Source organism: Burkholderia sp. MSMB1589WGS (assembly GCF_001636105.1).
Classification (GTDB): domain Bacteria; phylum Pseudomonadota; class Gammaproteobacteria; order Burkholderiales; family Burkholderiaceae; genus Burkholderia; species Burkholderia humptydooensis.
This window is the reverse complement of record NZ_LNJT01000007.1, coordinates 220,158-245,463: the sequence shown is the minus strand read 5'-3', so window position 1 is coordinate 245,463 and position 25,306 is coordinate 220,158. Positions and strand designations below refer to the sequence as shown.

Here is a 25,306-nt window from a genome sequence, read left to right as displayed (position 1 = left end):
ATGACCTCCCCCGATCTGCTGTCGCTCGCCGCGCGCTTCGCGCGGCTGCCCGACACGCAGCGCAAGCAGTTCCTCGCGAAGCTCGGCGACGCGGGGATCGATTTCCGGATGCTGCCGATCCCGCCGCGCGAGGACCGCGCGGCGAGCGTGCCGGCGTCGTTCGCGCAGACGCGCCTCTGGCTGCACGCGCGCCTGCTCGGCGAATCGGCCGCGTACCACATCACCGAGCGGCTGCGCCTCGACGGCGCGCTCGACGCGAACGCGCTGCGGCTGTCGTGCGACGCGCTGATCGCGCGCCACGAGGCGCTGCGCACGACGTTCGCCGAAGGCGCCGACGGCGTGCTGCAGACGGTGCACGCGCCGATGCGCTGCCCGTGGCGATTCACCGATCTCGCCGGCGCGAGCGCCGCGGCGCGCGACGCGCGCGCGGCGGCCGTCGCCGAGCGCGACGAGGCCGAGCCGTTCGATCTCGCGCACGGCCCGCTCGTGCGCGCGCATCTGATCCGGTTCGATGCGGCCACGCACTGGCTCGTGCTGACGACGCACCACATCGTGTCGGACGGCTGGTCGGCCGACGTGATGCTCGCCGAGCTGTCGTCGTTCTACCGGTCGTACACGACGGGCGACGCGGTGTCGCTCGCGCCGCTGCCGGTGCAGTACGCGGACTACGCGCTCTGGCAGCGCCGCTGGCTCGACGCGGGCGAGGGCGAGCGGCAGCTCGCGCACTGGCGCGCGACGCTCGACGCGAGCCGCGACGTGCTGCTGCTGCCGGGCGCCGCGACGCGGCCCGCGCGGCGCGGCGCGAGCGGCGCGCGCCATGCGTTCGACGTGCCCGCCGCGCTCGCGCAACGCACGCGTGCGCTCGCGCAGACGCGCCGCGCGACGCCGTTCGCGGTGCTGCTCGCCGCGCTCGCGACGCTGCTCGCGCGCGCGAGCGGCGAGCCCGAGATCCGGATCGGCGTGCCGTCGGCGAATCGCGAGCGCGGCGAGACCGTCGGGCTGATCGGCTTTTTCGTCAACACGCTGACGCTCGCGGCGAAAACGCCCGCGGCGCTCGCGTTCGACACGCTCGTCGACGCGACGCAGCGCGGCCTGATCGATGCGCAATCGCACCAGGACGTGCCGTTCGATCAGGTGGTCGACGCGCTCGGCGTCGCGCGCAGCGCGAGCCACCATCCGCTCTTTCAGGTGATGGCGGCTTACGGCGCGCGGCGCGTGCTGCCGTCGTTCGCCGACGTGCGCGCGACCGAGCTGCCGTCGGGCATGCCTTATGCGAAATTCGATCTCGCGCTCAGCTTCGACGAGCGCGACGACGGCGGGCTCGACGCGCGCTTCGTCTATGCGACCGACATTTTCGACGCCGACGCGATCGAGCGTTTCGCCGCGCGCTACGTCGAACTGCTCGCGCACGCGCTCGACGCGCCCGGCGCGGCGCTCGGCGACCTGCAATGGCTGCCTGAGGCTGAGCGCCGTCAGCTCGCCGCGTGGAACGGGCAGACGCATGATTTCATCGATTTCTCGGGTCACGAGGCGCGCCGGGCAGCGCCGGAGCGCGGCGTCGGCGCGAGGCTCGGCGAGCCATTCGGCGAGCCATTCGTCTCGGTCCACGACCGGATCGCCGCGCATGCGCGCCGCTGCCCGGACGCGCGCGGCGTTGCCGACGTCGAGCGCGCGCTCACGCGCGGCGAGGTCGACGCGCGCGCGGCGCGGCTCGCGAAGCGCCTCGTCGCGGCGGGCGTGCGCGCGGAGATGCGCGTGGGCGTCGCGCTGTCGCGCTCCGTCGATCTGCTCGTCGGGCTGATCGCCGCGCTCAAGTCGGGCGGCGCGTTTGTGCCGCTCGATCCGAGCCACCCGCGCGAGCGCCTCGCGCAGATGCTCGACGACGCGCAGATCGCGCACGTGATCACCGAGCGCGGCAGCGTCGACGCGCTGCCGCTCGCGGGCGCGACGCGCGCGTGGCTCGTCGACGATGCGATCGCCGACTCGGAGATCGACGGCGTCGCGCTGCCCGACGTCTCGCCGCATCAGGCCGCATACGTGATCTACACGTCGGGCTCGACCGGCAAGCCGAAGGGCGTCGTCGTCGATCACGGCGCGTTCGCGCGCCATTGCGAGGCGATCGCCGCGCGCTACGGCGTGACCGGGCGCGACGTGTTCATGCTGTTCCAGTCGGTCAATTTCGACGGCGCGCACGAAGGCTGGTTCTCGCAGTACCTGTCGGGCGCGGCCGTCGCGGTGACGGCCGACACGCTGTGGCCGCCCGCGCGTACCTGCGAGCTGATCGCGCGCGAGGGCGTGACGATGACTTACGTGCCGCCCGGCTGCGCGACGCAGCTCGCCGAATGGGCGCTCGAGCACGGCGCGCCGCCGTCGCTACGCTCGATCACGGTGGGCGGCGAGGCGACGTCGCGCGAGGCGTTCGCGCTGATGCGCCGCGCGTTTCCTAACGCGCGCGTCGTCAACGGCTACGGGCCGACCGAAACGGTGATCACGCCGATGCTGTGGATGTTCGCGCCGGGCGACGATCCGGCCAGGCTCGCGGACGCCGCGTATTTGCCGATCGGCACGCTCGTCGGCGCGCGCACCGCGCACGTGCTCGACGCGCGCCTGAATCCGCTGCCTGTCGGCGTGATCGGCGAGCTGTATCTGGGCGGCGAGGGCATCGGGCTCGCGCGCGGCTATCTGGGGCGCGCCGCGCTCACGGCCGAGCGCTTCGTGCCCGATCCGTACGGCGCGCCCGGCGCGCGGCTGTACCGCACGGGCGACCTCGTGCGCCGCCGCACGGACGGCGTGTTCGACTTCATCGGCCGCATCGACCATCAGGTGAAGCTGCGCGGGTTGCGGATCGAACTGGGCGAGATCGAGGCGCAGCTCGCCGCGCACGACGACGTGCGCGAGGCGGTGGCGGTGGTGTTCGGCAAGGGCGCGCAGGCGCGGCTCGTCGCGTTCGTCGAGCTGACGGGCGACGCGCGCGAGCGCGCGCGGCGCGCCGACGCGGCCGGGCTCGACGCGCATCTGCGCCGCACGCTGCCCGACTACATGGTGCCCGCGCACATCGTCGTGCTCGACGCGCTGCCGCGCAACGCGAACAGCAAGGTCGACCGCGCGGCGCTGCCCGAGCCCGCGCACGTCGCGCGCGCCTACGAGGCGCCCGAGGGCGACATCGAGACGGCGCTCGCGGAGATCTGGCGCGAAGTGCTCGGGCTCGAGCGGGTCGGCCGCGCCGATCATTTCTTCGAGCTGGGCGGCCATTCGCTCGCGGCGGTGCGCGTCGCGACGCGCGTCGCCGAGCGGCTCGCGCGCGACGTGCCGGTGCGCGCGCTGTTCGAGGCGCCGATTCTCGCGCCGTATGCGCAGTGCGTGGCCGCCGCCGCGCAGGCGCACGCGCCGCACGGCGCGCCCGGCGCGAGCATCGCAGCGCATGCGCCCGACGCCGACGGCGTGCTGCCGCTGTCCGCCGCGCAGCGCGGCCTGTGGTTCCTGTGGCGCGCGCAGCCGGACAGCGCCGCGTACAACATTCCGGTTGCGCTGCGGCTGCGCGGCGCGCTCGACATCGATGCGCTCGCCGATGCGTTCGCGCGCGCGGCCGCCCGGCATCCGGCGCTGCGCACGCGGATCGTCGCGCGGGCGGACGGCGCGCCGGGGCAGCGGATCGTGCCGGCGCGGCGCGTCGATTTGCCGATCGTCGACCTGCGCGCCGATTCGCGCGCCGCGGACGACGACGCGCGGCTCGCCGCCGCCGTCGCGCTGACCGACGACGACGCGCTCGCGCCGTTCGATCTTGCCGCCGATGCGCCGCTGTGGCGCGCGCGCGTGGTCCGGCTCGGCGCGCACGATCACGTGTTGTCGCTCGTCATCCATCACATCGTGTCGGACGGGCAATCGATCGATCTGTGGCTCGACGAGGTTCGCGCGGCATACGTCGCGCGGCGCGCGGGCGAATGGACGCCGGCGGCGCCGGATGCGCGGGCCGGGACGCGGGCGGATCGGCATCCGGATTCGCGCGACGCCCTGGTGCTGCCCGCCGCCGCGCCGCGCGCGCGCCTCGCGTTCTGGCGCGAGGCGCTCGCCGGCGTGCCGTCGCACGCGCTGCCGCCGCCGCGCACGGGCCGCGCGGCGGCGCCGCGCTGGGACGCGGGCCGTCTCGCGTTCGCGCTCGACGGCGCGCTCGTGCGCCGCGCGCGCACGATGGCGCTCGCCGCGCACGCGACGCTGCCGATGCTGCTGCACGCGGCGCTGAACGCGGCGTTCTACCGCGCGACGGGCTCGACCGATCAGCCGGTCGGCGTGCTCGCGTCGACGCGCGAGCTGACGGGCGACGCGGCCGAGCGCGCGCTCGGGCTCTTCATCAACGCGGTCGTCGTGCGCACGCGGCTGTCGGGCGCCGATACGCCGGCCACGCTCGTCGCCGCCGTGCGCGACGCGGCGCTCGCCGCGTATGCGCACGCGGACGCGCCGTTCTGCGACGTCGTCGCCGCGCTGCGCGCGCCGCGCGCGGTCAACGGCAATCCGCTGTTCCAGGTGATGTTCAACTACCTGCGGCCGGCGGGCGCCGCCGCGCGCGACTGGGCGGGGCTTGCGGTCGACGAATTCAACGACGTCCGGCACCGCGTCGTGTTCGAGCTGGAGCTCGACATCGTCGAGCATCCGGACGGCCGCGTGACGGGCGCGTTCTCGTATGCGACCGAGCGCGTCGACGGCGCATTCGTCGCCGCGCTCGCGGCCGACTATCTGGACGTCGTGCGCGGCTTCGTCGACGCGCCCGCGCGCGCGCTCGGCGCGTGCGCCGCGCGCTTTCCGCTCGATATGCACGATATGCACGATGGGCGCGCCGCGCGGTCGCCGTCGTCGCACGCGGCAAGCGAGGCCGAGGCCGAGCGCCGCGCGCACGCGCTCGCCGACGTGTGGCGCGCGGCGCTCGGCCTCGCCGCGCCCGCGCCGCACGACGACCTGTTCGAAGCGGGCGCGACATCGTTCGACGTCGTGCGCTTCGTCGACGCGGCGCGCGCGGCCGGCTTCGCGCTCGCAATCGCCGACGTGTTCGCCGCGCCGAGCCTCGCGGCGCTCGCCGAGCGCGCCGCGCACGCGGCGGGCCAGCCGGCCACGGAGGCGCGCGATGCCGATTGAGCGCCGCCCGCCGTATTCGCCGCGCCGGGAGCGGATCTGCCGCATCGGCGATGCGCTCGATCCGCATTGCGTTTTTGTCCGGCCGGCGCCGTCCGCGCGCCGGCCACACCGTTAAGGGAATCAGAGACATGCAGAGAGATACCGTATTCGACCTGATCGGCGTCGGCTTCGGACCGTCGAACCTCGCGCTCGCCGTGCGCCTCGCTGAAGCGGGCGACGCGGCCGCGTTCACGCATTGCTACGTCGAGCGCCAGCCGGCATTCGGCTGGCACCGCGGGATGCTGCTCGACGACTGCCGGATGCAGATCTCCTTCCTGAAGGATCTCGTCACGCTGCGCGATCCGAAGAGCCGCTTCACGTTCATCAACTACCTGTACGAGCACGGGCGCCTGAGCGAATTCGTCAACCTGAAGAACTTCTACCCGACGCGCGTCGAGTTCAACGATTACCTGAGCTGGGTCGCGAGCGCGTTCGGCGAGCGCGTCCACTACGGCGAGACGGTGACGGCGATCGAGCCCGTCGCGGCACCGGGCGCGCCCGGCGAGATCGACGCGCTGCGCGTGTTCTCGAAGGACGCCGACGGGCGCGAGCGGCACCGCGTCGCGCGCGCGCTGTCGATTGGCGTCGGCGGCGCGCCGAGCGTGCCGGACGCGTTCGCCGCGCTCGGGCCGGCGTGCGTCGCCCATTCGTCGAACTACCTGACGTCGATCGACCGCTTGGTCGGCGCGCCGGACGCCCGTGCGCCGAACGCCCACGTGAAAAAACGCGTCGCGGTGATCGGCGCGGGCCAAAGCGCGGCCGAGGTGTTCGTCGATCTCGCGCGGCGCTTCCCGCACGTCGACGCGAGCCTCGTGATCCGCTCGGGCGCGCTCAAGCCCGCGGACGACAGCCCGTTCGTCAACGAGATCTTCAATCCGGCGTTCACCGACGTCGTCTACGCACAGCCGGCGAGCGGCCGGCGCTCGCTCATCGAGCGCTTTCGCGACACGAACTACGCGGTGGTGGACCGGCCGCTCATCGAGCAGATCTACGAAATGCTCTATCTGCAGCGCGTGCCCGGCGCGTCGGACGGCGCGCCGCGCCACCGGCTGCTCGCGAACACCGCGATCGAATCGGCCGCGCGCACGGCGGATGGACAAGTCGAGCTCGCGTTGCGCGACCGCCTGACGGGCGACGCGCGCGCCGAGCGCTTCGACGCGCTCGTGCTCGCGACCGGCTATCGCCGCGACACGCATCTGCCGCTCCTCGACGCTCTCGCGCCGCATCTGGGCGACGCGCTCGCGGCGGGCGACGTCGCGCGCGACTACCGGCTCGCGACGCCCGCGCACTTCAAGCCGCGGATCTATCTGCAAGGCTGCTGCGAGGACAGCCACGGGCTGTCCGACACGCTGCTGTCGGTGCTCGCGCGCCGCGCGGACGAAATCGCCGCGTCGCTCGCCGACGGGGGCGACGCGGCCGAACACGACACAGCCGACCGGCGCGAAGACCGCGCGCGGCCACGACATGACAACAACGGGGTGAGCGACGGCCGGCTGGCCATCGCTCTTTGATGAAGGGGGCGGCCTCGCGGCCGCTTTGCAACTTGGAGCAAAGGAAGATGGAGTGGGCAACCAGCACGCGCGTGCGTGCGATCGCAGCCGCGGCAGGCGTGGCGTTCTACGCGGCGGCGGCGAGTCATGCGCAGGCACAGGCGACGCAGCCAGGAGGAGACCTGCGGCAGCCGGGCAGTCAGGTGAACGGGGGCACCGCGGCGGGCGGCACGTTGCCCGCGATCTCGGTGTCGGGGCAGACGGAGCGCGACGCGGCCGTCGGCCTCGTCGCGCGGCGCAGCACGACGGGCACGAAAACCGATACGCCGATCATCGAGATCCCGCAGACGATCAACATCGTCACCGCGCAGCAGATCGAGGCGACGGGCGCGACCGATATCAATCAGGCGTTCCGCTACATCCCGGGCTTCTCGAGCTACGGGTCGGACAACCGCTCGGACTGGTACGCGGCGCTGCGCGGCTTCACGCCGACCGTGTTCGTCGACGGGCTGCAGGTGCCGAACACGCTGAACCTGTCGAGCTGGCGCGTCGATCCGTACATGATCGACAGCATCGCCGTGCTGCGCGGCCCGACGTCGGTGCTGTACGGGCAGGGCGACCCCGGCGCGATCGTCGACGTGCAGAGCAAGCTCGCGAACGGCGAGCGCATCCGCGAGGTCGGCGTGCAGATCGGCAACTACGCGCGCAAGCAACTGATGTTCGACGTCGGCGACACGATCGACAAGGACGGCACGCTGTCGTACCGGATCGTCGGCGTGGGCCGCGACGGCAATGCGCAGACGGGGCCGCTCGCCGACCAGCGCGTGTCGTTCGCGCCGTCGCTCAAGTGGCAGCCGAACGCGGACACGTCGCTCACGCTCGCCGCGACGTACCTGCAGGACTGGGGCGACACGTCGACCAACTTCCTGCCGTCGCGCGGCACCGTGCTGCCGAATCCGAACGGCACGATCTCGAACGACCTGTACACGGCCGATGCGAATTTCGACCATTACCGCAAGAAGCAGTGGTCGCTCGGCTATCAGTTCGAGCACAGGCTGAACCCGGTATGGACGTTCCGGCAGAACGTGCGCTGGATGCACCTGTCGCTCGACGACGCGTCCGTGTACGGCGGCGGCCTCGACGACGCGGACCCGACGATGGCGACGATGACGCGCTACGCGGGCCTCTTCCAGTTCAACTACAGCCGCTTCGACGTCGACAACCAGGCGCAGGCGAAATTCGCGACGGGGCCGTTGAGCCACACGCTGCTGTTCGGCTTCGACTACAACCGGCAGACGACGACCGACAGCGAATGGCTCGCGAAGGGGCCGAGCCTGAATCTGTACCGGCCGGTCTACGCGCCGATTCCGGCCGACATCTTCAGCGGGCCGAACGCGTACCCGCGCACCGACACGAAGACGACGCTCAACGCGTTCGGCCTGTACGTGCAGGACCAGATCAAGTGGCAGCGCTGGGTGCTGACGCTCGGCGGCCGGCAGGACTGGACGCGCACGTCGCAGGACGACATCGCGAACTCGGCGAGCTTCAGGCAGAACGACCACGCGTTCAGCGGGCGCGTCGGCCTCACGTATCTCGGCGACTACGGCCTCGCGCCGTATCTCAGCTATTCGACGTCGTTCAATCCGCAGATCGGCCTGAAGCTCGCGGGCGGCGGGCTCGCGACGCCGACCAAGGGCCGCCAGATCGAGGCCGGCCTGCGCTGGCAGCCGCCGGCCAGGAACCTGATGCTGAACGCGGCCGTCTACCAGATCAACCAGACGAACGTCGCGATGAGCAATCCGAACGATTCGACGAGCAGCACGTTCGTGCAGGTCGGCGAGGTGCGCTCGCGCGGGATCGAGCTGAGCGCGGTGGGCAACCTGTCGCGCGAGCTGTCGGTGATCGCCGCCTACGTCTACCAGGACGTGAAGAACGTGCAGGCGAACGACGACACGCTGAACAAGTGGCCCGTCGACGTGCCGCGCCCGCGCCAGATCGCATCGCTGTGGGCCGACTGGACGTGGCGCAACGGGCCGCTCACGGGCTTCGGCGTCGGCGCGGGCGTGCGCTACATGAGCGCGTCGGCGGGCGCGGCCGACAACTCGCTGACGGTGCCGAGCTACACGCTGTTCGATGCGGCGCTGCACTACGAGCTGCGCAACTGGCGCTTCGCGCTCAACGCGACGAACCTGTTCAACCGCCGCTACGTGGCCGGCTGCCAGTCGGATTCGGTGTGCCTGTACGGCAACCAGCGCACCGTGATCGCGACGGCGAAATACAACTGGTAAGCGCGTTTCATCATCCCAAGGGCGGCGCGGCGGCGCGCCGCCCGAACGAGAGGACAACACTGCGATGGCAAGGAAGAAGCTCGTCTACATCTGGTCGCTGAGAAACGCCGCCGCCGACAGGGCGGGGCAGCAGATCGACTACAAGGGCGGCACGCGCTACATGAAGTCGGTGCTCGAATCGCTCGTCGACGCATTGAACGACACCGAGCTCGGCGACGCGTACTCGCTCGAGCGCGTGATCTACGACGACGATGCGGGTTCGCCGCTCGACCGCGAGAAGCTCGCCGAATACGGCTTTGCGCACGAGCCCGGCAAGCGCTGGTTCTATCCGCCGGAGCTGCGCGTGCAGGGCCGGCTCGTGAACGATCTGCTGCTCGCGATTCCGTCCGGATACCGGCGCGAGCCGCTCGGCTCGCCCGCGCGGCCGGCGGGCAAGCACGCGTTCGAAGCGCGCCTGCGCGAGACGCTCGACGCTCTCGGCGCCGATCTCGTCGTGCTCGACGGGCTGCTCGTGATCCTCGACGAGCTCGTGCGGCCGGGCGCGCCGTATTGCCGGCGGGTCGTCAACATCCATCCGGGCATCACGCGCGCGGAATCGCCATACGAGCGGCGCGGCGCGTATGCGACGCTCGACGCGCTGTTCGGTGCGCGCGGGCAGAAGGTCGTCGACTGGACGACAAAGCGGACCGTGCCGGTCGAGCCGCTGCGGATGACGGGCGCGTCGTTCCATTACGTCGACAACGGCGTCGATTCCGGCGAGGTGATCCACGACGTGCTGAACACCGAGATCGACCCGGACGACACGATCCTGGAGCTGCGCTGGAACAACTTCAACCGCAGCCTGTTTCCGGCGCTGCATGAGGGGCTCGCGATGATGGCGGGGCTCGACGCGCGCGTGGCGTGAGCGCGCGCGGGCGCGCCGCGGATGCGGCGCGCCCGCCTCGCGAGAATCCGTTCGGACGATACCGCGACGAGCGAGCGGATGACGGGTCAGGCGACGTTGACCGTCGGGTCCCACTTGACGTATCCGGCGAGCACCTGCTTTTCGCCGCTGTCGTCGAGCGTAAACAGCGCAGCCCACACGTAGAAGTTCTTGGCCTCTCCTTGCTGGGCCACCTTGGCGTCGCAACTGGAAAACGCCACCGGTCCGGTCGTGAACGGATAGCCGTCGGGCGGGGTCGGCTGCGCCGCGTTCTGGAGCTTGATCACGTTCACGTGGGACGGATCGAGTTGCGGATCGCCGCCCGTCAGCCTGTAGATGAAAGCGGCGTATTCGGAATTGCCGCTCGTGCTCGTGCAGTAGAACGACAGCGTGTCGGCGACATGGGCGTTGAGCGTGATGTTGCCGGGATCGTTGCCGACGCTCCAGCCGCGCGGGTCGTCCGACGACATGTAGATATACTTGTGGCCGATCGGCGTTGCCGTGTCCGGCGTTTGCCCCAGATTTTTCTCTTGCGCCCTGACCTCGTCGATGATCGCGGCGACGTCCATCACCGTCATGACGTTGATCGTGATGTGGCTCGACGCGCTCGCGCTGTCGATTCTCGAATTGACCGTGACCATGATCTACCTCGTTCTGATGTGAAATATCCGTTTTTTTGTCGAGCATTGCGTAGCGCGATCCGCGATCGCGATCCGGGCGAATGCCGCCCCGTGCCCGCTGTCGCCGGCGATGAGCGCCGACGATATGACCATGCTAGGAAGGCGCGAAGCAATGCGCCATTACACGGAATTACACCCGCATCTTCGAGGCGATCGCGCGACGGCTACAGCGCGTCGAGCGCGAACAGCGCCGCCGCCGCGCGCGGATTCGACGGCCAGTACGCGTGCAGATACGTCGCGACGATCGGCCCGTGCCGATAGACCGCTTCGCCCGCCGCGCCGTCGTCGGGCCGCGTCGCGCCGTGCCTCGGCGCAAGCGGCGTCGAAAACCGCGAGTAGTGGAACGTGTGCCCCGTCAGCACGCCGAAACGGGTCGCGAGCGTTTGCATGCCCAAGGCTGCGAAACGGCGCTGCATCGTCGCATGCCCCGGCACGAGGCCGAGCATCGGCGTCGTCACGCCGTCGGCGTCGGTGAGCGTTTCGCTCAGGTACAGCATCCCGCCGCATTCGGCGACGACCGGCTTGCCCGCCGCGACGTGCGCGGCGATCGAGCGCGCGGCCGTCGCGTTCGCCGCGAGCCGCGCCGCATGCAGCTCCGGATAGCCGCCCGGCAGGTAGAGCGCGTCGGAACCGTCGGGCACCGGCTCGTCGGCGAGCGGCGAGAAGAACGCGAGCCCGGCGCCGAGCGCTTCCAGTTGGTCGAGGTTCGCCGGATAGATGAACGAGAACGCCGCGTCGCGCGCGATCGCGATCCGCTTGCCGGCGAGGCTTGGCCCGGCGTCGGCGGCGCGGGCCGATGCGAAAGACGCGCCGCTGCCGTCTGCCGCGCGACTCGTCGCCGCATTCGCATCGCCGTCGAACGCGAACTCGACGACGGGCGGCAGCTCGGCGAGCGCCGTGTGCGCGATCGCGTCGGCCGCGCGGTCGAGCCGCGCGTCAAGATCGGCGACGTCGTCCGGCTGATGCAGCCCGAGGTGCCGCTCCGGCAGCGCGATCTGCGCATCGCGCGGCAGATGGCCGAGCCAGCGGATCGATTCGGGCAGCGCACTGCGCAGCAACTGCGCGTGGCGCCCGGAGCCGACGCGGTTCGCGAGCACCCCGTGAAACGGCACGCCGGGCCGGAAATGCGCAAGCCCGAACGCGAGCGCGGCGAACGTCTGCGCCATCGATTGCGCGGCGATCACCGCGGCGACGGGCACGCCGAACGCCTGCGCGAGATCGGCGCTCGACGGCGTGCCGTCGAAGAGCCCCATCGCGCCTTCGATCAGGATCACGTCCGCTTCGGCCGCGGCGCGCGCAAGCAGTGCGCGGCAGCCGCGCTCGCCGACCATCCCGAGATCGAGCGAATAGACGCTCGCGCCGCTCGCGCGCGCGAGCAGCATCGGATCGAGAAAATCCGGGCCGGTCTTGAACACGCGCACGCGCCGGCCGAGCCGCCGGTGATGGCGCGCGAGCGCCGCCGTCACCGATGTCTTGCCCTGGCCGGACGCGGCGGCGGCAACGAAGAGCGCGGGGCAGGCGGGCATCGCGTCAGAACTCCACGCCGCGCTGCGCCTTCACGCCTTGCTCCTTGTACGGATGCTTGACGAGCCGCATCTCGGTGACGAGGTCGGCCGCGTCGACGAGCGCGTCGGGCGCATGCCGGCCCGTCACGACGACGTGCAGCGCCGGATCGCGCGCGGCGAGCGTCGCGAGCACTTCGTCGAGCGGCAGGTAGTCGTACTTGAGCACCGTGTTCAATTCGTCGAGGATCACCATCCGGTAATCGCCGCTTTCGATCATCCGGCGCGCCTCGTCCCAGCCGCGGCGCGCGGTCGCGATGTCGGCGTCGCGGTTCTGCGTGTTCCACGTGTAGCCGTCGCCCATCGTGACGAAATCGCATTGCGCGTGCGCGCCGAGGAAATCGCGCTCGGACGTGTGCAGCGCGCCCTTGATGAACTGCACGACGCCCGTACGCATCCCGTGGCCGAGCATCCGCACGGCCATCCCGAACGCGGCCGTGCTCTTGCCCTTGCCGTTGCCGGTGTGGACGATCAAAAGCCCCTTCTCGACGGTCGCGGCGGCCTGTTTCTTCTCGTGGCCCGCGCGGCGGCGCTCGGTCATGCGTTGATGCGATTCGGAATCGGTTTTCATCGACTGGAGTCCTGTGAGTCGTTGGGTTCGGGGATCGGCGCGCGTCACAGCGGGCCGGCGAGCGCGACCGTCACGCCGTCGAGCGCGAGCTTGCGCACGATGAGCGCGCCGTTCGGCGCGGCGAGCAGCGCGCACGGCTCGCAAACGCCGTCGATGCCGAAGCGCGCGCGCACGGCCGCGGACGGCGGGGCGCTCGCCGCGAGCGACGCGTCGCGGCCGAGGTGCGCAACGTGCGCAAAGTGGGCGAGACGGGCGAGGTGCGCGGCGATCTCGTCGCGCGAGAACGCGGCGAGCGGCCAGCCGTGGCGCGCGCAGCATGCGACGAGGCCGGGCTCGCGCGCTTTCGCGTCGAGCGTCGCGACGACGCCGACATCGGCGAGCGACGCCTCCGGCAAACGGGCGAGCGCCGCGCGGATCGCCGCCTCGATCGCGTCGGCGGGCCGCCCCGCGCGGCAGCCGATGCCGAGCGCGACGCGCATCATCGGACGGCCGCGCGCGCATCGCGCTCGCGCGGGTTCCGGTGGCGTGAATCGGATCGGATCATGCGGTCTCGGCGATCGACGGCCGGCTTGCCGGCCGGGTGTCGGATCGCATGGGTTGCGTGGATGGCGCGCCCGCTTCCGTCCCCGCGGAACCGGGCGTTCGGCGAGCGCGGCTCGCCCCGTGCGTCGGCCGGTATCCGGGCCGAGCGCTTGCCATCCCGCCGCCTTTCCGTCCGTGAAGACAGTGGCGCGTGGGCGGGATGCGCGACGCGCGGCGGGCACCGAACGCGCGCATACGATAGCACAGCGCCGGCAGGGCGGCCCGCCGCACGATCGCGGCGGCGCCTTTTGTTCTCCTTTTTGTTTGCTCTTTTGTCGGCGCTTTTGTCCGCCTTGACGCACCGCGCCCGCACGGCCTACACTCGCTCGCGTTTCGGTGCTCGCGTGCGGCTTCTGTCGCACGCAGTCAAACGGGAAACAGGGAGCGTCGCCGCGTCGCGGCTCGCCAACCTGTGCTGCCCCCGCAACGGTAAGCGAAGGCATCGCGCAAGCGGTGCGACGCCGGCTTCTCCGCGTGCCTGACGGCATGCGCGACCAACCACTGGACGCATCGCGTCCGGGAAGGTGAAGCGGCGTTTTCGTCAGCCCGGATACCGGCCGAGACACGGGGCCCGTTCGCCGGTCGTGCGCATGCGCGGCCGCGGCGGCGAGCGGCCCCGAGGTTCAGCGCCGCGGGGATGCGGCGTATCGTCCACGGCTGCATCGCGCCGCTTGACGCGGCTTGCCTGCTTCATCCCCGTCCGCCGCCGCGCGCTTCGGCGCGCGCCGCGCATGTCGCGAACGCGACGCCGCAGACGCATACCGGCGCGCGGGCGATCGACGCAAGGAAGGAGCGGGGAGCGCGCGCATCGCGCGCGATGCCGCGCGTGTTGGCATTCATCGTGTTTGTCGACCGTTCGCAAAGGGAGCGCCATGCTCAAATCGTTTCTCCGTCTCTTCAACGACAGCCCCGTCGAGTTGCGCAGCAAGATCGTCGGAATCTACGCGATGCTGATCGCGTTCAACGTCGGCGCGTGGGTCTGGGCGTTCGCCGCATTCCACGGCCAGCCGGTGCTGCTCGGCACCGCGCTCCTCGCGTACACGTTCGGGCTGCGCCACGCGGTCGACGCCGACCACATCGCCGCGATCGACAACGTCACGCGCAAGCTGATGCACGAGAAAAAGAACCCGCTCGGCGCGGGGCTCTTCTTCTCGCTCGGGCATTCGAGCGTCGTGCTGCTGATGACGGTCGCCGTCGCGCTGACGGCCGCGACGCTCGCCGAGCGCTTCGAAGGAATGAAGGCGTGGGGCGGCACGATCGGCACGAGCGTATCGGCATTCTTCCTGCTCGTGCTCGCGTTCGCGAACCTGCTGATCCTGATCTCGGTGTACCGCACGTTTCGCGCGGTGCGGCGCGGCGAGCCGCTCGTCGAGCAGGATCTCGACCTCCTGCTCAACCAGCGCGGCTTCTTCGCGCGGATCTTCCGGCCGCTGTTCGCGATCGTGTCGCGTAGCTGGCACCTGTATCCGATCGGCTTCCTGTTCGGCCTCGGCTTCGACACCGCGACCGAGATCGCGCTCTTCGGCATCTCGGCGACGCAGGCGCACGGCGGGCTGTCGTTCTGGTCGGTGATGGCGCTGCCCGTGCTCTTCACCGCGGGCATGACGCTCGTCGACACGACGGACGGCATCATGATGATGGGCGCGTACCGCTGGGCGTTCGTGCGGCCAATCCGCAAGATCTACTACAACATGACGATCACGTTCGTGTCGGTGCTCGTCGCGGTCGTGATCGGCGGCATCGAGGCGCTCGCCCTCATCGGCGGCAAGCTCGCGCTCAAGGGCGGCCTGTGGGACTTCGCAGCGATGGCGGCCGAGCACTTCGGCGTTCTCGGCTACGTCGTGATCGGCCTGTTCGCTGCGAGCTGGATCGTCTCCGCGCTCGTCTACCGGATCAAGCGCTACGACGACATCGACGTGACGATCTCCGCATGAGATCCGCGCGTGAAATTGCCTCGTGAGCCGCGCGCGTTCGCGCACCGCCCCGACACTGACCCGATACCGACCAACGGAACCACCATGCAGATGCGCAAAATCCCCGTGACGATCGTCACGGGCTTTCTCGGCAGCGGCAAGACGACGCTCTTGCGCCACATCCTCCAGCACGCGGGCGGCCAACGGATCGTCGTGATCGTCAACGAGTTCGGCGAGCTCGGCATCGACGGCGAGATCCTGAAGGGCTGCGGCATCGGCTGCGACGAAACCGGCCGCGAAGCCGACGGCCGCCTCTACGAGCTCGCGAACGGGTGCCTGTGCTGCACCGTGCAGGAGGAGTTCTATCCGGTGATGGAAAAGCTCGTCGAGCGCCGCGCGGACATCGATCACGTACTGATCGAGACGTCCGGCCTCGCGCTGCCGAAGCCGCTCGTGCAGGCGTTCAACTGGCCGTCGATCAGGAACGGCTTCACGGTCGACGCGGTGCTGACCGTGGTCGACGCGCCCGCCGCCGCGCTCGGCCTGTTCGCCGAGAACCCGGTCGCCGTCGACGCGCAGCGCCGCGCCGATCCGAACCTCGATCACGAATCGCCGCTGCACGAGCTGTTCGCCGATCAGTTGTCGTGCGCCGATCTCGTGATCGTCAACAAGACCGATCTGCTCGACGACGCGGCGCTCGCGGCCGTCGAGACGACGATCCGCGACGAAGTTCCGCCGCAGGTGAAGCTCGTGCGCGCGCAGCGCGGCGAGCTCGATCTCGCGACGCTGCTCGGGCTGAACGCCGCGTCCGAGGAGACGATCCATCTGCGGCACGACCACCACGGCTCGGCCGACGATCCCGATCATCACCACGACGAATTCGATTCGGTCGTCGTCGAGGCGCGCGTGAGCTCGCGCGAGGCGGTGCTCGACGCGCTCGCGGCGCTCGTCGAGGCGCACACGATTTATCGCGTGAAGGGCTTCGCCGCGCTGCCGGGCACGCCGATGCGGCTCGTCGTGCAGGGCGTCGGCCGGCGCTTCGACAGCTATTTCGACCGCCGCTGGCGCGACGGCGAAGCGGATGCGAGCCGCTTCGTGCTGATCGGCGAGGATCTCGACGCGGCCGCGCTGCAGCGCGCGTTCGACGCGGCGCTCGCCGCGCGCGGGCAGGCCGCGTGACGCGGCGGCGGGCGAAGCGCGGCGCAGCCGGGCGCGATTGAAGCGGGAGTAGAGCGATGCATCTGTTGCGTACCACGCCGGGCGGTTTCGTCGACGATACGGCGGGCGTCGTCCGGATCGACCAGCGGCCGGCCGACATCGTGATCCTGAGCTCGGCCGACACCACGCTGTCGCTGCTCGCGAGCGTCGTGCCGACGCTCGGCGACGGCTTTCCGAGCGTGCGGCTCGCGAACGTGACGTTCCTCAGGCAACCGGCGTCGGTCGATTTCTACGTCGACGACGTGCTGCGGCATGCGCGCGTCGTCGTGATCGACCATCTCGGCGGCGAGACGTACTGGCCGTACGGGATCGAGCAGGCGGTCGCGCTCGCGGACCGCGCCGGGCAAAAGCTCGCGATGTTCTCGGGCGACCTGCAGGAAGATCCGAACCTGATCGCGAAGAGCACCGTCGCGCCCGGGCTGTGTCGGTTGTGGTGGCGCTATCTGCGCGAGGGCGGGCCGGCGAACGCGCAAGCGCTGTTGCGCAGCATCGCGCATCACGCGCTCGGCGTGGGCGGCGAGCCCGAGCCGCCGCGCCCATTGCCCGCCGCCGCGCTCTATCACCCGGCGCTCGCGAGCCCGAGCCTCGACGACTGGCGCGCACGCTGGCGCGAGCATGCGCCGGTGGTCGCGATCCTGTTCTACAAGGCGCACTGGCAGGCCGCGAACACCGCGGTATTCGACGCGCTCGCCGACGCGCTCGCGCGCGCCGGCCTGAATCCGCTGCCGATCGCGGTAACGTCGCTCAAGGACGCGATGAGCCGCGCGGTCGTCGACGCACTGTGCGCGGAAGCGAACGTGTCGCTCGTGCTGAACACGACCGCGTTCGCCGCGGGCGCGCTCGACGCCGCCGAGCCCGAGGCGCTGGCGGGCGATGCGCCCGTGCTGCAGGTGATCCTGTCGGGCGGCAACCGCGACGCGTGGCTTGCCGATCCGCACGGGCTGAACGCGCGCGACATCGCGATGCACGTCGCGCTGCCCGAGGTCGACGGCCGGATCGTCACGCGCGCGGTGAGCTTCAAGGGGCTTGCGTACCGTTGCCCGCACACCGAGGTCGACGTCGTGCGCTACCAGCCGGACGACGAGCGGATCGCGTTCGTCGCCGAGCTGAGCCGCCGCTGGTGCCGGCTGCGCACGCTCGAGAACGCCCGCAAGCGCGTCGCGCTCGTGCTCGCGAACTATCCGGCGAGCGAAGGGCGGATCGGCAACGGCGTCGGGCTCGACACGCCGGCGTCCGCGCTCGCGGTGCTCGCGATGCTGCGCGACGAAGGCTATCGGATCGACGCGCTCCCGGGCGACGGCGACGCGCTGCTCGCACGGATCACCGAGGGCGTGACGAACGATCCGTCGACGCGCGCGTTGCGCCCGGCGTTCCAGAGCTATCCGCTCGACGATTACCTGCGCCGCTTCGCGCAGTTGCCGGCCGCGGTGCGCGATGCGCTCGACGCGCGCTGGGGGCCGCCCGAAGCGGACCCGACGCTGCGGCAGCGGCGCTTTCCGATCGCCGGCTGGCGCGCGGGCCACGTGTTCGTCGGCGTGCAGCCGTCGCGTTCGCACGGCAACGACGATTACGCGAACTACCACGACGCCGATCTCGTGCCGCCGCACGCGTATCTCGCGTTCTACTTCTGGCTGCGCGACGCGTTTTGCATCGACGCGGTCGTCCACGTCGGCAAGCACGGCAATCTCGAATGGCTGCCGGGCAAGAGCGTCGCGCTGTCCGATGCGTGCTGGCCGGATCTGATCCTCGGGCCGATGCCGCATCTGTATCCGTTCATCGTCAACGATCCGGGCGAGGGCAGCCAGGCGAAGCGGCGCGCGCAGGCGGTGATCGTCGATCACCTGATGCCGCCGCTCACGCGCGCGGAGAACTACGGGCCGCTGCAGGATCTCGAGCGGCAGGTCGACGAATACTACGACGCGCTGATGGTCGACGCGCGCCGTGCGAAGGTGCTGCGCGAGACGATTCTCGCGACCATCGTCGAGCACAAGCTGCACGAGGAATTGAGCATCGCGCCGCCTGCCGGGCGCGACGCGGAGGATGCGCTGCTCACGCGCGTCGACGCGTGGCTCTGCGAGCTGAAGGAGGCGCAGATCCGCGACGGGCTGCACACGTTCGGCAGCTCGCCGCGCGGCCGGCAGCGGCGCGACACGCTCGCGGCGCTCGCGCGCTTTCCGTCGGGCGACGGGCGCGGCGAGCACGCGGGGCTGATCGGCGCGCTCGCGCACGATCTCGCGCTCGGCGAATCGTTCGATCCGCTCGCGTCCGACTGGGCCGCGCCGTGGACGGGGCCGCGGCCCGCCGCGCTGTGCGCGGTCGGCGACGAGCCGTGGCGGCACGCGGGCGACACGCGCGAGCGGCTCGAAGGGCTCGCGAGCCGGTTGATCGAGCGGATCAGCGCGGACGGCCGCGATGCGCACGGGCGTGGCGGCAAAGCGTTGCTTTGCGCGCATGCGTCGAGCGCCGCGCACGACCACGCCACCGAAAGCCTCATCGGCCCAAGCGACGCGTCACGCGACGCCGGGACGCCGAACGACGCGCCGCGCCCGAGCACAGCGGACTTCGCGGATCCCGCCTACGTCGCCGCGCACTGGCCGCGCACGCACGCGGTGCTCGAACGCATCGCGCGCGACGTGCTGCCGCGCCTCGACGCATGCGGCGACGAGGAACTGCGTCAACTGCGACGCGGCCTCGAAGGCCGCTTCGTGCCGCCGGGGCCGAGCGGCTCGCCGTCGCGCGGCCGGCCGGACGTGCTGCCGACGGGCCGCAACTTCTACTCGGTCGACACGCGCGCGGTGCCGACGCAGGCCGCGTGGACGATCGGCCTCAAATCGGCGCAGCAACTGATCGAGCGCCACCTGCAGGAGCACGGCGACTACCCGCGCGCGGTCGGCCTGTCGGTGTGGGGCACGGCGACGATGCGCACGGGCGGCGACGACGTCGCGCAGGCGCTCGCGCTCCTCGGCGTGCGGCCGAAGTGGGCGCCCGGCAGCCATCGCGTGACCGATTTCGAGATCCTGCCGATCGAGATCTTCGACCGGCCGCGCATCGACGTGACGCTGCGCGTGTCGGGCTTCTTTCGCGACGCGTTCGCGAACGTGATGCACCTGTTCGATGCGGCCGTGCAGGCGGTCGCCGAGCTTGATGAGCCCGAGCACCTGAATCCGGTGCGCGCGCGCGTGCGGCGCGAGGCCGACGCGCTCGTCGCGCGCGGCATGCCCGCCGACGAGGCGCGCCGGCGCGCCGGCTGGCGCGTGTTCGGCGCGCGCCCGGGCGGATACGGCGCGGGCTTGCAGGCGCTGATCGACGGCCGCCGCTGGCAGACCGACGCCGATCTCGCGCACGCGTACCGGAACTGGGGCGGCTACGCGTACGCGCAGAACAGCGCCGGCGAAGCCGCGCACGACGCGTTCGGCGCGCGCCTCGCGATGATCGACGCCGTCGTGCAGAACCAGGACAACCGCGAGCACGATCTCCTCGATTCGAACGACTACTACCAGTTCCAGGGCGGGATGGCGGCCGCGGTGCGCCACGCGTCGGGCCGGCAGCCGGGGCTCTATCACGGCGACCACAGCAATCCGGCCGCGCCGCGGATCAACACGCTGCGCGAGGAGATCGCGCGCGTGATCCGCTCGCGGGTCGTCAATCCGAAGTGGATCGACGGCGTGAAGCGGCACGGCTACAAGGGCGCGGCCGAGATCGCCGCGACCGTCGATTACCTGTACGGGTACGACGCGACCGCCCGCGTCGTCGCCGATCACCAGTACGCGCTCGTCGCCGACGCGTACCTGCACGACGCCGACACGCGCGCGTTCCTCGAGCGCTACAATCCGCACGCGCTGCACGGGATCTGCGAGCGGCTCGTCGAGGCGATGCAGCGCGGCCTGTGGCAGGCGCCGGGCGCGCACCGCGACGCGATCGAAGGCTATTTGCTCGCGAGCGAGCAGTGGCTCGAAGGCGGGCGGCGGTGAGCGGCGGGGCGATCGACGGCTGGGGTGTCGCGCGCGGCGCGAACGGCATGAACGACGTTGCAAGCGCGGCGCGCGTCGCGAAACGCGCGGTCGAGCCGACCGTCGCGCCCGGCATATCCGATGCATCCGGCGCAACCGTCACCATCACGGGAACTCAGGTGAACCAAACGAACGAAGCCGGCGCGGCTGCGGCCGCCGCCTCCGACGACCGCGCACTGCCGGCCGTCTATCCGTTTTCCGCGCTGATCGGCCAGGCTGCGCTGCAGCAGGCGCTGCTGCTCGTCGCCGTCGATCCGGGGCTGGGCGGCGTGCTCGTCAGCGGCCCGCGCGGCACCGCGAAGTCGACCGCCGCGCGCGCGCTCGCCGAGCTGCTGCCCGAAGGGCGCTTCGTCACGCTGCCGCTGTCGGCGACCGACGAGCAGGTCACGGGCTCGCTCGACCTCGCGAGCGCGCTCGCCGACAATGCGGTGCGCTTCTCGCCCGGCCTCATCGCGCGCGCGCATCTCGGCGTGCTGTACGTCGACGAGATCAATCTGCTGCCGGACGCGCTCGTCGACGCGCTGCTCGACGCGGCCGCGAGCGGCGTCAACACGGTCGAGCGCGACGGCGTCTCGCACAGCCACGCGGCGCGCTTCGCGCTCGTCGGCACGATGAACCCGGAAGAGGGCGAGCTGCGGCCGCAACTGCTCGATCGCTTCGGGCTGATGGTCGAGCTCGCGAACTGCTACGACGCGGCGACGCGGCAGCGGATCGTCAAGGCGCGGCTCGCGTTCGATCTCGATCCGCACGGCTTTCGCGCGCAGTACCGCGACGCGCAGGCGGCGCTCGCCGCGAAAATCCGTGCGGCGCGTGCAGCGCTGCCGGCGCTTGCGTTCGACGACGCCGCGCACGCGCGCGTCGCCGAGCTGTGCATCGACGCGGCCGTCGACGGCCTGCGCGGCGACCTCGTGATGCTGCGCGCCGCGCGGGCGCTCGCGGCGCTCGACGGGGCGGCGAGCGTCGATGTGGCGCACGTCGGGCGCGTCGCCGCCGACGTGCTGCGCCATCGGCGCACGCGGCCCGAGTCTCGGTCTGAATCGAAGCCCGAAGCGGCGACGGACGCCGCCGAGCGCGAAACCGCGACCGATCCGGCGCATCGCGATGCGCCGCCGCGCGATGCAGGCGGCGCGCGGCCGGCCGACGCGGCCGGATCGGCGCGTGAGCGGGGGCCCGCGCCGTCCGATGCGGACCGACAAGCGGCGGGCGAGCGCCGCGCAGCCGCCGACGACAGCGACTGGGGCTATCTGTCGCCCGAGCCGGTGGGCATCGCGTCCGTCAAAGGCGTGATCCCGCTGCCGCTAAAAAAACGCTGAGCCATCGGACGGATGCCGCCGCTGTCGCCGCGCACGCGCCGGACAGCGGGCTTCGATGGCTCGAACGAGGCATGCGCCGCGACGATGCGCGAGGCCGCCCCGGCACGCGCATCGCATGGCGCGCGACGCTCGCGGCGAAGCGTGGCGAGGCGCTGCGCGCCGACCATCTGCGCTATCGGCCGCAAGCCGGCTCGCCGGGCGCGCTGCATTGCTTCGTGCTCGACTGCTCGGCGTCGATGCTGACGGCCGAGCGGCTTGCGCGGGCGAAGGGGCTCGTCGTCGCGCTGTTCGATTCGCTCGCGCGCGAGCGCGCCGACGCGGCGCTCGTCTGCTTCGGCGGCGGCTCGGCCGACGTGCGCTTCGGGCCGGCCGTGCCGCGCTGGTGGAACGAGCGCTGGCTCGCGCCCGTCGGCGGCGGCGGCGGCACGCCGCTCGCGCAGGGCATCGGCGTTGCGACGCGGCTGCTCGCGCGCGCCGCGCGCCGCCGCCCGCGGCAGCAGCGCTGGCTGTGGCTGCTGTCGGACGGGCGAACGGCCGAATCGCCGGCGCGGCCGGCGCTCGCCGACCGGGTCGTCATCGTCGACTTCGACGACGCTGCCGTGAGGCTCGGCCGCTGCGAGCGGCTCGCGCAGGCGTGGGGCGCGACGTTCGTCGCGCCTCACGCGCTCGCGCGCGGGAGCGTGTGACGGGCCGGCGCGACGGCGGGACTCGGCTGCCCATTGCACGCGCCGCGCGCCGATCGCCATCTCGATATGCGATCATCGACGCACTGTCCCCGATCCATCCCATCCCACGGAGCCTCAGCATGCTCGACGACCCGCCGACGATCGAAATCGAAACCGGCCCCCATCCCGCATTCGCGGTGATCCTGATGCACGGCCTCGGCGCCGACGCGAACGACTTCGTGCCGCTCGTTCCCGAGCTGCGGATCGCGAACGGCCCGGCCGTGCGCTTCGTGTTCCCGAACGCGCCCGAGATCGCAGTCACCGCGAACAACGGCTATGTGATGCGCGCGTGGTACGACATCCTGTCGTTCGAAGGCGTGAACCGGCAAGTCGACGAAGCGGGGATCGACGCGTCGTGCGCGACCGTGCGGCGCCTGATCGCAGAGCAGAACCGCCACGGCATCCCGACGTCGCGGATCTTCGTCGCGGGCTTCTCGCAGGGCGGCGCGATGACGTACTCGGCGGGCCTCACGCATCCGGATGCGCTCGCGGGCCTGATCGTGCTGTCGGGCTACGTGCCGTCGCCGCGCTTCATCGACGAGCGGCTCGCCGACGCGAATCGCACGACGCCGATCTTCGCCGCGCACGGCACCGACGACGACATCCTGCCGATCCGTCTCGGCGAGGTCGCCCGCGATTTCGCGCGCGAGAAGGGCGCAAGCGTCGACTGGCACGCGTACCCGATGCCGCATTCGGTGTGCATCGAGGAACTCGACGCGCTGCGCCAGTGGCTGCACGCGCGGATCGCGGCGCTTCAGACGGCATGATCACGCCCGTTCGGGGCCGCCGCCCGCGCGTAAGTGCGCTTGCGCGATGCCCTCGAACGCGTGCGCCGCGGACGGCGTGCGCGTCGCGTATGTCACGCACGCATCAAGGATGCGAATAGAAGCTATCGCTCCGCACGCTGCGCGCGCGGCGGTGCGTCCGATGATGCTTGCTCCGGTGCACGGGATGCCGATGCGGTTTCGCCTGACGCGTGCGCGCCTGCGCGGACGCGGAAGCCGGCTGTGACGTGACGCCCGTCGGCGTCGTGCCGCCTTCGTCGAAATGGTAGGTCTGCTTTTGAGCCTGCGCGACGGATGCGACGAGTGCGACAGCCAGCGCGAGGCAGGGGAGGGTGACGCGTGACAGGAAGCGTTTCATGGCGGCTCCGGAAGGATCGATGCGCTCAGGATACTGCAGCCGCGCGGCGTTGCTCCATCGTCCGATCGTCATATTGCAGCCGCACCGACATCCGATCCGCCGGCGCGGCCCGCATCGCGATCCACGCGGGAGATGCCCGCCCGCGGCCGGTCCCGCCGCGACAGCCGGCTACTGCGCGCCGGCGCGCGGCCCGGCCGGCGCGCTCACGCTCTCGCCCACGGCCCGCCCGCGGTCGGCACGTCGCCCTGCGTCCACCATTTCGCGCAATACTTCGCGCCCTGATACATCACGCACGCGCCGCCCGGATACGCGGCCGTCGACGACCACGCCGGCACGTTGCCGCCGACGGGCTTCCACACCGCCGCCTGCCCCGGAATGTCGCCCTGCGTCCACCATTGCGCCTGGTAGGTCGTGCCCTGGTACGTGACCGTCGCGCCCGCCGTGTAGACCTGCGTCGCCGACCACGGCGCGCCCGGCTGCGGCGTGCCGCCGCCGTCCGAGCCGCCGCCGTAGTTCGGGTCCTGCGTGACGCCCGAGCCCCAGTGGCCGCCCAGTTGCTTGAAGACCGACGAGAACGCATACGGCTGCTGCGCGACGCCCGAGCAGATCGGCGACGCGTATTGCGAGCCGCCGTCGCACGCCTTGTCGCGCGTGATCGACCAGATGCCGACGACGCCGTAGCCGTTGTTCGCAGCCGTCGTCTGCACGCTCTGCGCGTTCGCGAGCGTGAAGACCTCGCCCGCCACGTCGTTGACGCCGATCATCGGCGTCACGCCGACGAGCTGCTTGAGCTGCGCGTCGGTCTGCGGCTTGCCCACCGACTTGTAGGCGGTGTCGAGCTGCGAGTAGAGGCCCTGCGCGGCGCTGATCGCGGCCGCGCCCATGTCGATGCCGGACGGGCCGTAATCCATCGTCATGATGTTCACCGCGTCGAGCGTCACGCTGTTCGCGAGCGCCGCGTTCAGCACGTTCAGGCCGTCCTGCACGAGGCCCGTGGGCATCGCCGGCAGCGTCAGCGTCACGTGCAGCGGCTTGCCTTTCGCCGCGTAGTCGGCCTGCAGTTGCGCGACCGCCTGGAAGTTGCGCGCGACGGCGGCCGAATCCTGCTGCGACGCGCCTTCGATGTCGAAATCGACGTGCGTGAGGCTGTACGTGTCGATCACGGTCTGGTACGCGCCCTTCAGCGCGGCGACGCTCGCGCACGCCTGCATCAGCGGCTGGCCGGCCGCGCCGCCGAACGACACCGCGACGTCGCCGCCTTTCGCGCGATAGGCCGCGACCGATGTCGCGATCTTGTCGAGCAGATCGCCCGTCGCGCCGTTGCCGATCGGCTGCACGCCGCCCCATGACGGCACGCACTGGTTGCCGCCCGACACGACGAACGCGAGCATGAATTGCTGGATGCCTTGCTGCACGCCGATCTGGTCGACGAGCGGCGTCGGATAGAGCGTCACGTCGACGTAGGGCGCGTAGACGCCCGCCGCCTGCGACGCGCCCGCCGCCGCGAACAGACAGCCCGCCGCGATCGCGCGCGGGACGATGCGGGACAACATGCTGAAGTTCATTGTTCTCTCCATGTTGATGGGTGGATATGCTGGCCTGCATATCGCCGTCGCGTCGCCGCGCTCGATGGGCGGTCGGCGCTTCGGCTTGCACATCATGGAGGAATCCACCGCATGATGGAATCGTTAGTCATTCTTTTTATTATTCGGATTCAAGGTTT

The 25,306-nt window shown here is 71.3% G+C and carries 17 protein-coding genes and 1 riboswitch; of the genes, 11 read left to right on the top strand and 6 right to left on the bottom strand.

The window, feature by feature from the left end; genetic code table 11:
• From WT16_RS09090 to WT16_RS09075, 4 genes are all read left to right on the top strand, one after another.
• Window positions 1-5,127 (top strand): non-ribosomal peptide synthetase, encoded by a 5,127-nt coding sequence (locus WT16_RS09090; RefSeq protein ID WP_063533180.1) that lies wholly within the window; start codon window positions 1-3, stop codon window positions 5,125-5,127.
• Between the two features lie 128 nt (window positions 5,128-5,255).
• Window positions 5,256-6,677, top strand: a complete 1,422-nt coding sequence (locus WT16_RS09085; protein WP_015600746.1) for a lysine N(6)-hydroxylase/L-ornithine N(5)-oxygenase family protein — start codon at window positions 5,256-5,258, stop codon at window positions 6,675-6,677.
• 47 nt (window positions 6,678-6,724) lie between these two features.
• Window positions 6,725-8,944 carry a TonB-dependent siderophore receptor gene (locus WT16_RS09080; RefSeq protein WP_059934296.1) on the top strand — a complete coding sequence of 740 codons (2,220 nt, stop codon included), beginning with the start codon at window positions 6,725-6,727 and terminating at the stop codon, window positions 8,942-8,944.
• A 64-nt stretch (window positions 8,945-9,008) separates the two neighbouring features.
• Entirely contained in the window at window positions 9,009-9,848 is an 840-nt protein-coding gene (locus WT16_RS09075) for a formyltransferase family protein (RefSeq protein ID WP_009912369.1), read from the top strand.
• 86 nt (window positions 9,849-9,934) lie between these two features.
• On the opposite strand, the gene WT16_RS09070 is transcribed toward WT16_RS09075, so the two are convergent.
• The 4 genes from WT16_RS09070 to WT16_RS09055 all read right to left on the bottom strand — a co-directional run bounded on the left by WT16_RS09070 (window position 9,935) and on the right by WT16_RS09055 (window position 13,161).
• Entirely contained in the window at window positions 9,935-10,507 is a 573-nt protein-coding gene (locus tag WT16_RS09070; RefSeq protein ID WP_043282594.1) for an inclusion body family protein, read from the bottom strand.
• A gap of 203 nt (window positions 10,508-10,710) precedes the next feature.
• Entirely contained in the window at window positions 10,711-12,072 is a 1,362-nt protein-coding gene (locus WT16_RS09065) for a cobyrinate a,c-diamide synthase (RefSeq protein WP_063533179.1), read from the bottom strand.
• Between the two features lie 4 nt (window positions 12,073-12,076).
• Window positions 12,077-12,679, bottom strand: a complete 603-nt coding sequence (gene cobO / locus WT16_RS09060; RefSeq protein WP_006026690.1) for a cob(I)yrinic acid a,c-diamide adenosyltransferase — start codon at window positions 12,677-12,679, stop codon at window positions 12,077-12,079.
• 44 nt (window positions 12,680-12,723) lie between these two features.
• Window positions 12,724-13,161, bottom strand: a complete 438-nt coding sequence (locus tag WT16_RS09055) for a cobalamin biosynthesis protein (RefSeq protein ID WP_006026691.1) — start codon at window positions 13,159-13,161, stop codon at window positions 12,724-12,726.
• A 417-nt stretch (window positions 13,162-13,578) separates the two neighbouring features.
• Window positions 13,579-13,838, top strand: a riboswitch (cobalamin riboswitch).
• Between the two features lie 295 nt (window positions 13,839-14,133).
• Here WT16_RS09055 and WT16_RS09050 point away from each other — a divergent pair.
• The 6 genes from WT16_RS09050 to WT16_RS09025 all read left to right on the top strand — a co-directional run bounded on the left by WT16_RS09050 (window position 14,134) and on the right by WT16_RS09025 (window position 23,207).
• Entirely contained in the window at window positions 14,134-15,195 is a 1,062-nt protein-coding gene (locus WT16_RS09050) for a HoxN/HupN/NixA family nickel/cobalt transporter (RefSeq protein ID WP_006026693.1), read from the top strand.
• A gap of 84 nt (window positions 15,196-15,279) precedes the next feature.
• Complete coding sequence (cobW, locus tag WT16_RS09045; RefSeq protein WP_059934302.1) at window positions 15,280-16,353, top strand: cobalamin biosynthesis protein CobW; 1,074 nt, start codon at window positions 15,280-15,282, stop codon at window positions 16,351-16,353.
• 56 nt (window positions 16,354-16,409) lie between these two features.
• A complete protein-coding gene (gene cobN, locus WT16_RS09040; protein WP_063533178.1) occupies window positions 16,410-20,363 on the top strand; it encodes a cobaltochelatase subunit CobN in 3,954 nt (1,317 codons plus the stop codon).
• 158 nt (window positions 20,364-20,521) lie between these two features.
• Window positions 20,522-21,715, top strand: a complete 1,194-nt coding sequence (locus WT16_RS09035; RefSeq protein WP_063533821.1) for an ATP-binding protein — start codon at window positions 20,522-20,524, stop codon at window positions 21,713-21,715.
• A 71-nt stretch (window positions 21,716-21,786) separates the two neighbouring features.
• Entirely contained in the window at window positions 21,787-22,401 is a 615-nt protein-coding gene (locus tag WT16_RS09030) for a VWA domain-containing protein (protein WP_006026697.1), read from the top strand.
• Between the two features lie 119 nt (window positions 22,402-22,520).
• Complete coding sequence (locus tag WT16_RS09025; RefSeq protein ID WP_063533177.1) at window positions 22,521-23,207, top strand: alpha/beta hydrolase; 687 nt, start codon at window positions 22,521-22,523, stop codon at window positions 23,205-23,207.
• A gap of 103 nt (window positions 23,208-23,310) precedes the next feature.
• On the opposite strand, the gene WT16_RS09020 is transcribed toward WT16_RS09025, so the two are convergent.
• Both WT16_RS09020 and WT16_RS09015 read right to left on the bottom strand, forming a co-directional pair.
• A complete protein-coding gene (locus WT16_RS09020; protein WP_015601520.1) occupies window positions 23,311-23,583 on the bottom strand; it encodes a hypothetical protein in 273 nt (90 codons plus the stop codon).
• Window positions 23,584-23,786: 203 nt separating this feature from the next.
• A complete protein-coding gene (locus tag WT16_RS09015) occupies window positions 23,787-25,148 on the bottom strand; it encodes a T2SS-translocated chitinase (RefSeq protein ID WP_009912343.1) in 1,362 nt (453 codons plus the stop codon).
• Here WT16_RS09015 and WT16_RS35370 point away from each other — a divergent pair.
• The gene (locus WT16_RS35370) at window positions 25,135-25,263 is read left to right on the top strand and encodes a hypothetical protein (RefSeq protein WP_009912341.1); all 129 of its coding nucleotides are present in this window, start codon (window positions 25,135-25,137) and stop codon (window positions 25,261-25,263) included. The two genes, WT16_RS09015 and WT16_RS35370, sit on opposite strands and share 14 nt — an antisense overlap.
• The last annotated feature ends 43 nt before the right edge of the window (window positions 25,264-25,306 follow it).

Excerpts from the sequence above, each read along its gene's own strand:
- WT16_RS09090 (WP_063533180.1), top strand. The coding sequence starts at position 1 with ATGACCTCCCCCGATCTGCTGTCGCTCGCCGCGCGCTTCGCGCGGCTG.
- WT16_RS09085 (WP_015600746.1), top strand. The coding sequence starts at position 5,256 with ATGCAGAGAGATACCGTATTCGACCTGATCGGCGTCGGCTTCGGACCG.
- WT16_RS09080 (WP_059934296.1), top strand. The coding sequence starts at position 6,725 with ATGGAGTGGGCAACCAGCACGCGCGTGCGTGCGATCGCAGCCGCGGCA.
- WT16_RS09075 (WP_009912369.1), top strand. The coding sequence starts at position 9,009 with ATGGCAAGGAAGAAGCTCGTCTACATCTGGTCGCTGAGAAACGCCGCC.
- WT16_RS09070 (WP_043282594.1), bottom strand. The coding sequence starts at position 10,507 with ATGGTCACGGTCAATTCGAGAATCGACAGCGCGAGCGCGTCGAGCCAC.
- WT16_RS09065 (WP_063533179.1), bottom strand. The coding sequence starts at position 12,072 with ATGCCCGCCTGCCCCGCGCTCTTCGTTGCCGCCGCCGCGTCCGGCCAG.
- cobO (WP_006026690.1), bottom strand. The coding sequence starts at position 12,679 with ATGAAAACCGATTCCGAATCGCATCAACGCATGACCGAGCGCCGCCGC.
- WT16_RS09055 (WP_006026691.1), bottom strand. The coding sequence starts at position 13,161 with ATGATGCGCGTCGCGCTCGGCATCGGCTGCCGCGCGGGGCGGCCCGCC.
- WT16_RS09050 (WP_006026693.1), top strand. The coding sequence starts at position 14,134 with ATGCTCAAATCGTTTCTCCGTCTCTTCAACGACAGCCCCGTCGAGTTG.
- cobW (WP_059934302.1), top strand. The coding sequence starts at position 15,280 with ATGCAGATGCGCAAAATCCCCGTGACGATCGTCACGGGCTTTCTCGGC.
- cobN (WP_063533178.1), top strand. The coding sequence starts at position 16,410 with ATGCATCTGTTGCGTACCACGCCGGGCGGTTTCGTCGACGATACGGCG.
- WT16_RS09030 (WP_006026697.1), top strand. The coding sequence starts at position 21,787 with ATGCGCCGCGACGATGCGCGAGGCCGCCCCGGCACGCGCATCGCATGG.
- WT16_RS09025 (WP_063533177.1), top strand. The coding sequence starts at position 22,521 with ATGCTCGACGACCCGCCGACGATCGAAATCGAAACCGGCCCCCATCCC.
- WT16_RS09020 (WP_015601520.1), bottom strand. The coding sequence starts at position 23,583 with ATGAAACGCTTCCTGTCACGCGTCACCCTCCCCTGCCTCGCGCTGGCT.
- WT16_RS35370 (WP_009912341.1), top strand. The coding sequence starts at position 25,135 with ATGCTGAAGTTCATTGTTCTCTCCATGTTGATGGGTGGATATGCTGGC.
- WT16_RS09015 (WP_009912343.1), bottom strand. The coding sequence starts at position 25,148 with ATGAACTTCAGCATGTTGTCCCGCATCGTCCCGCGCGCGATCGCGGCG.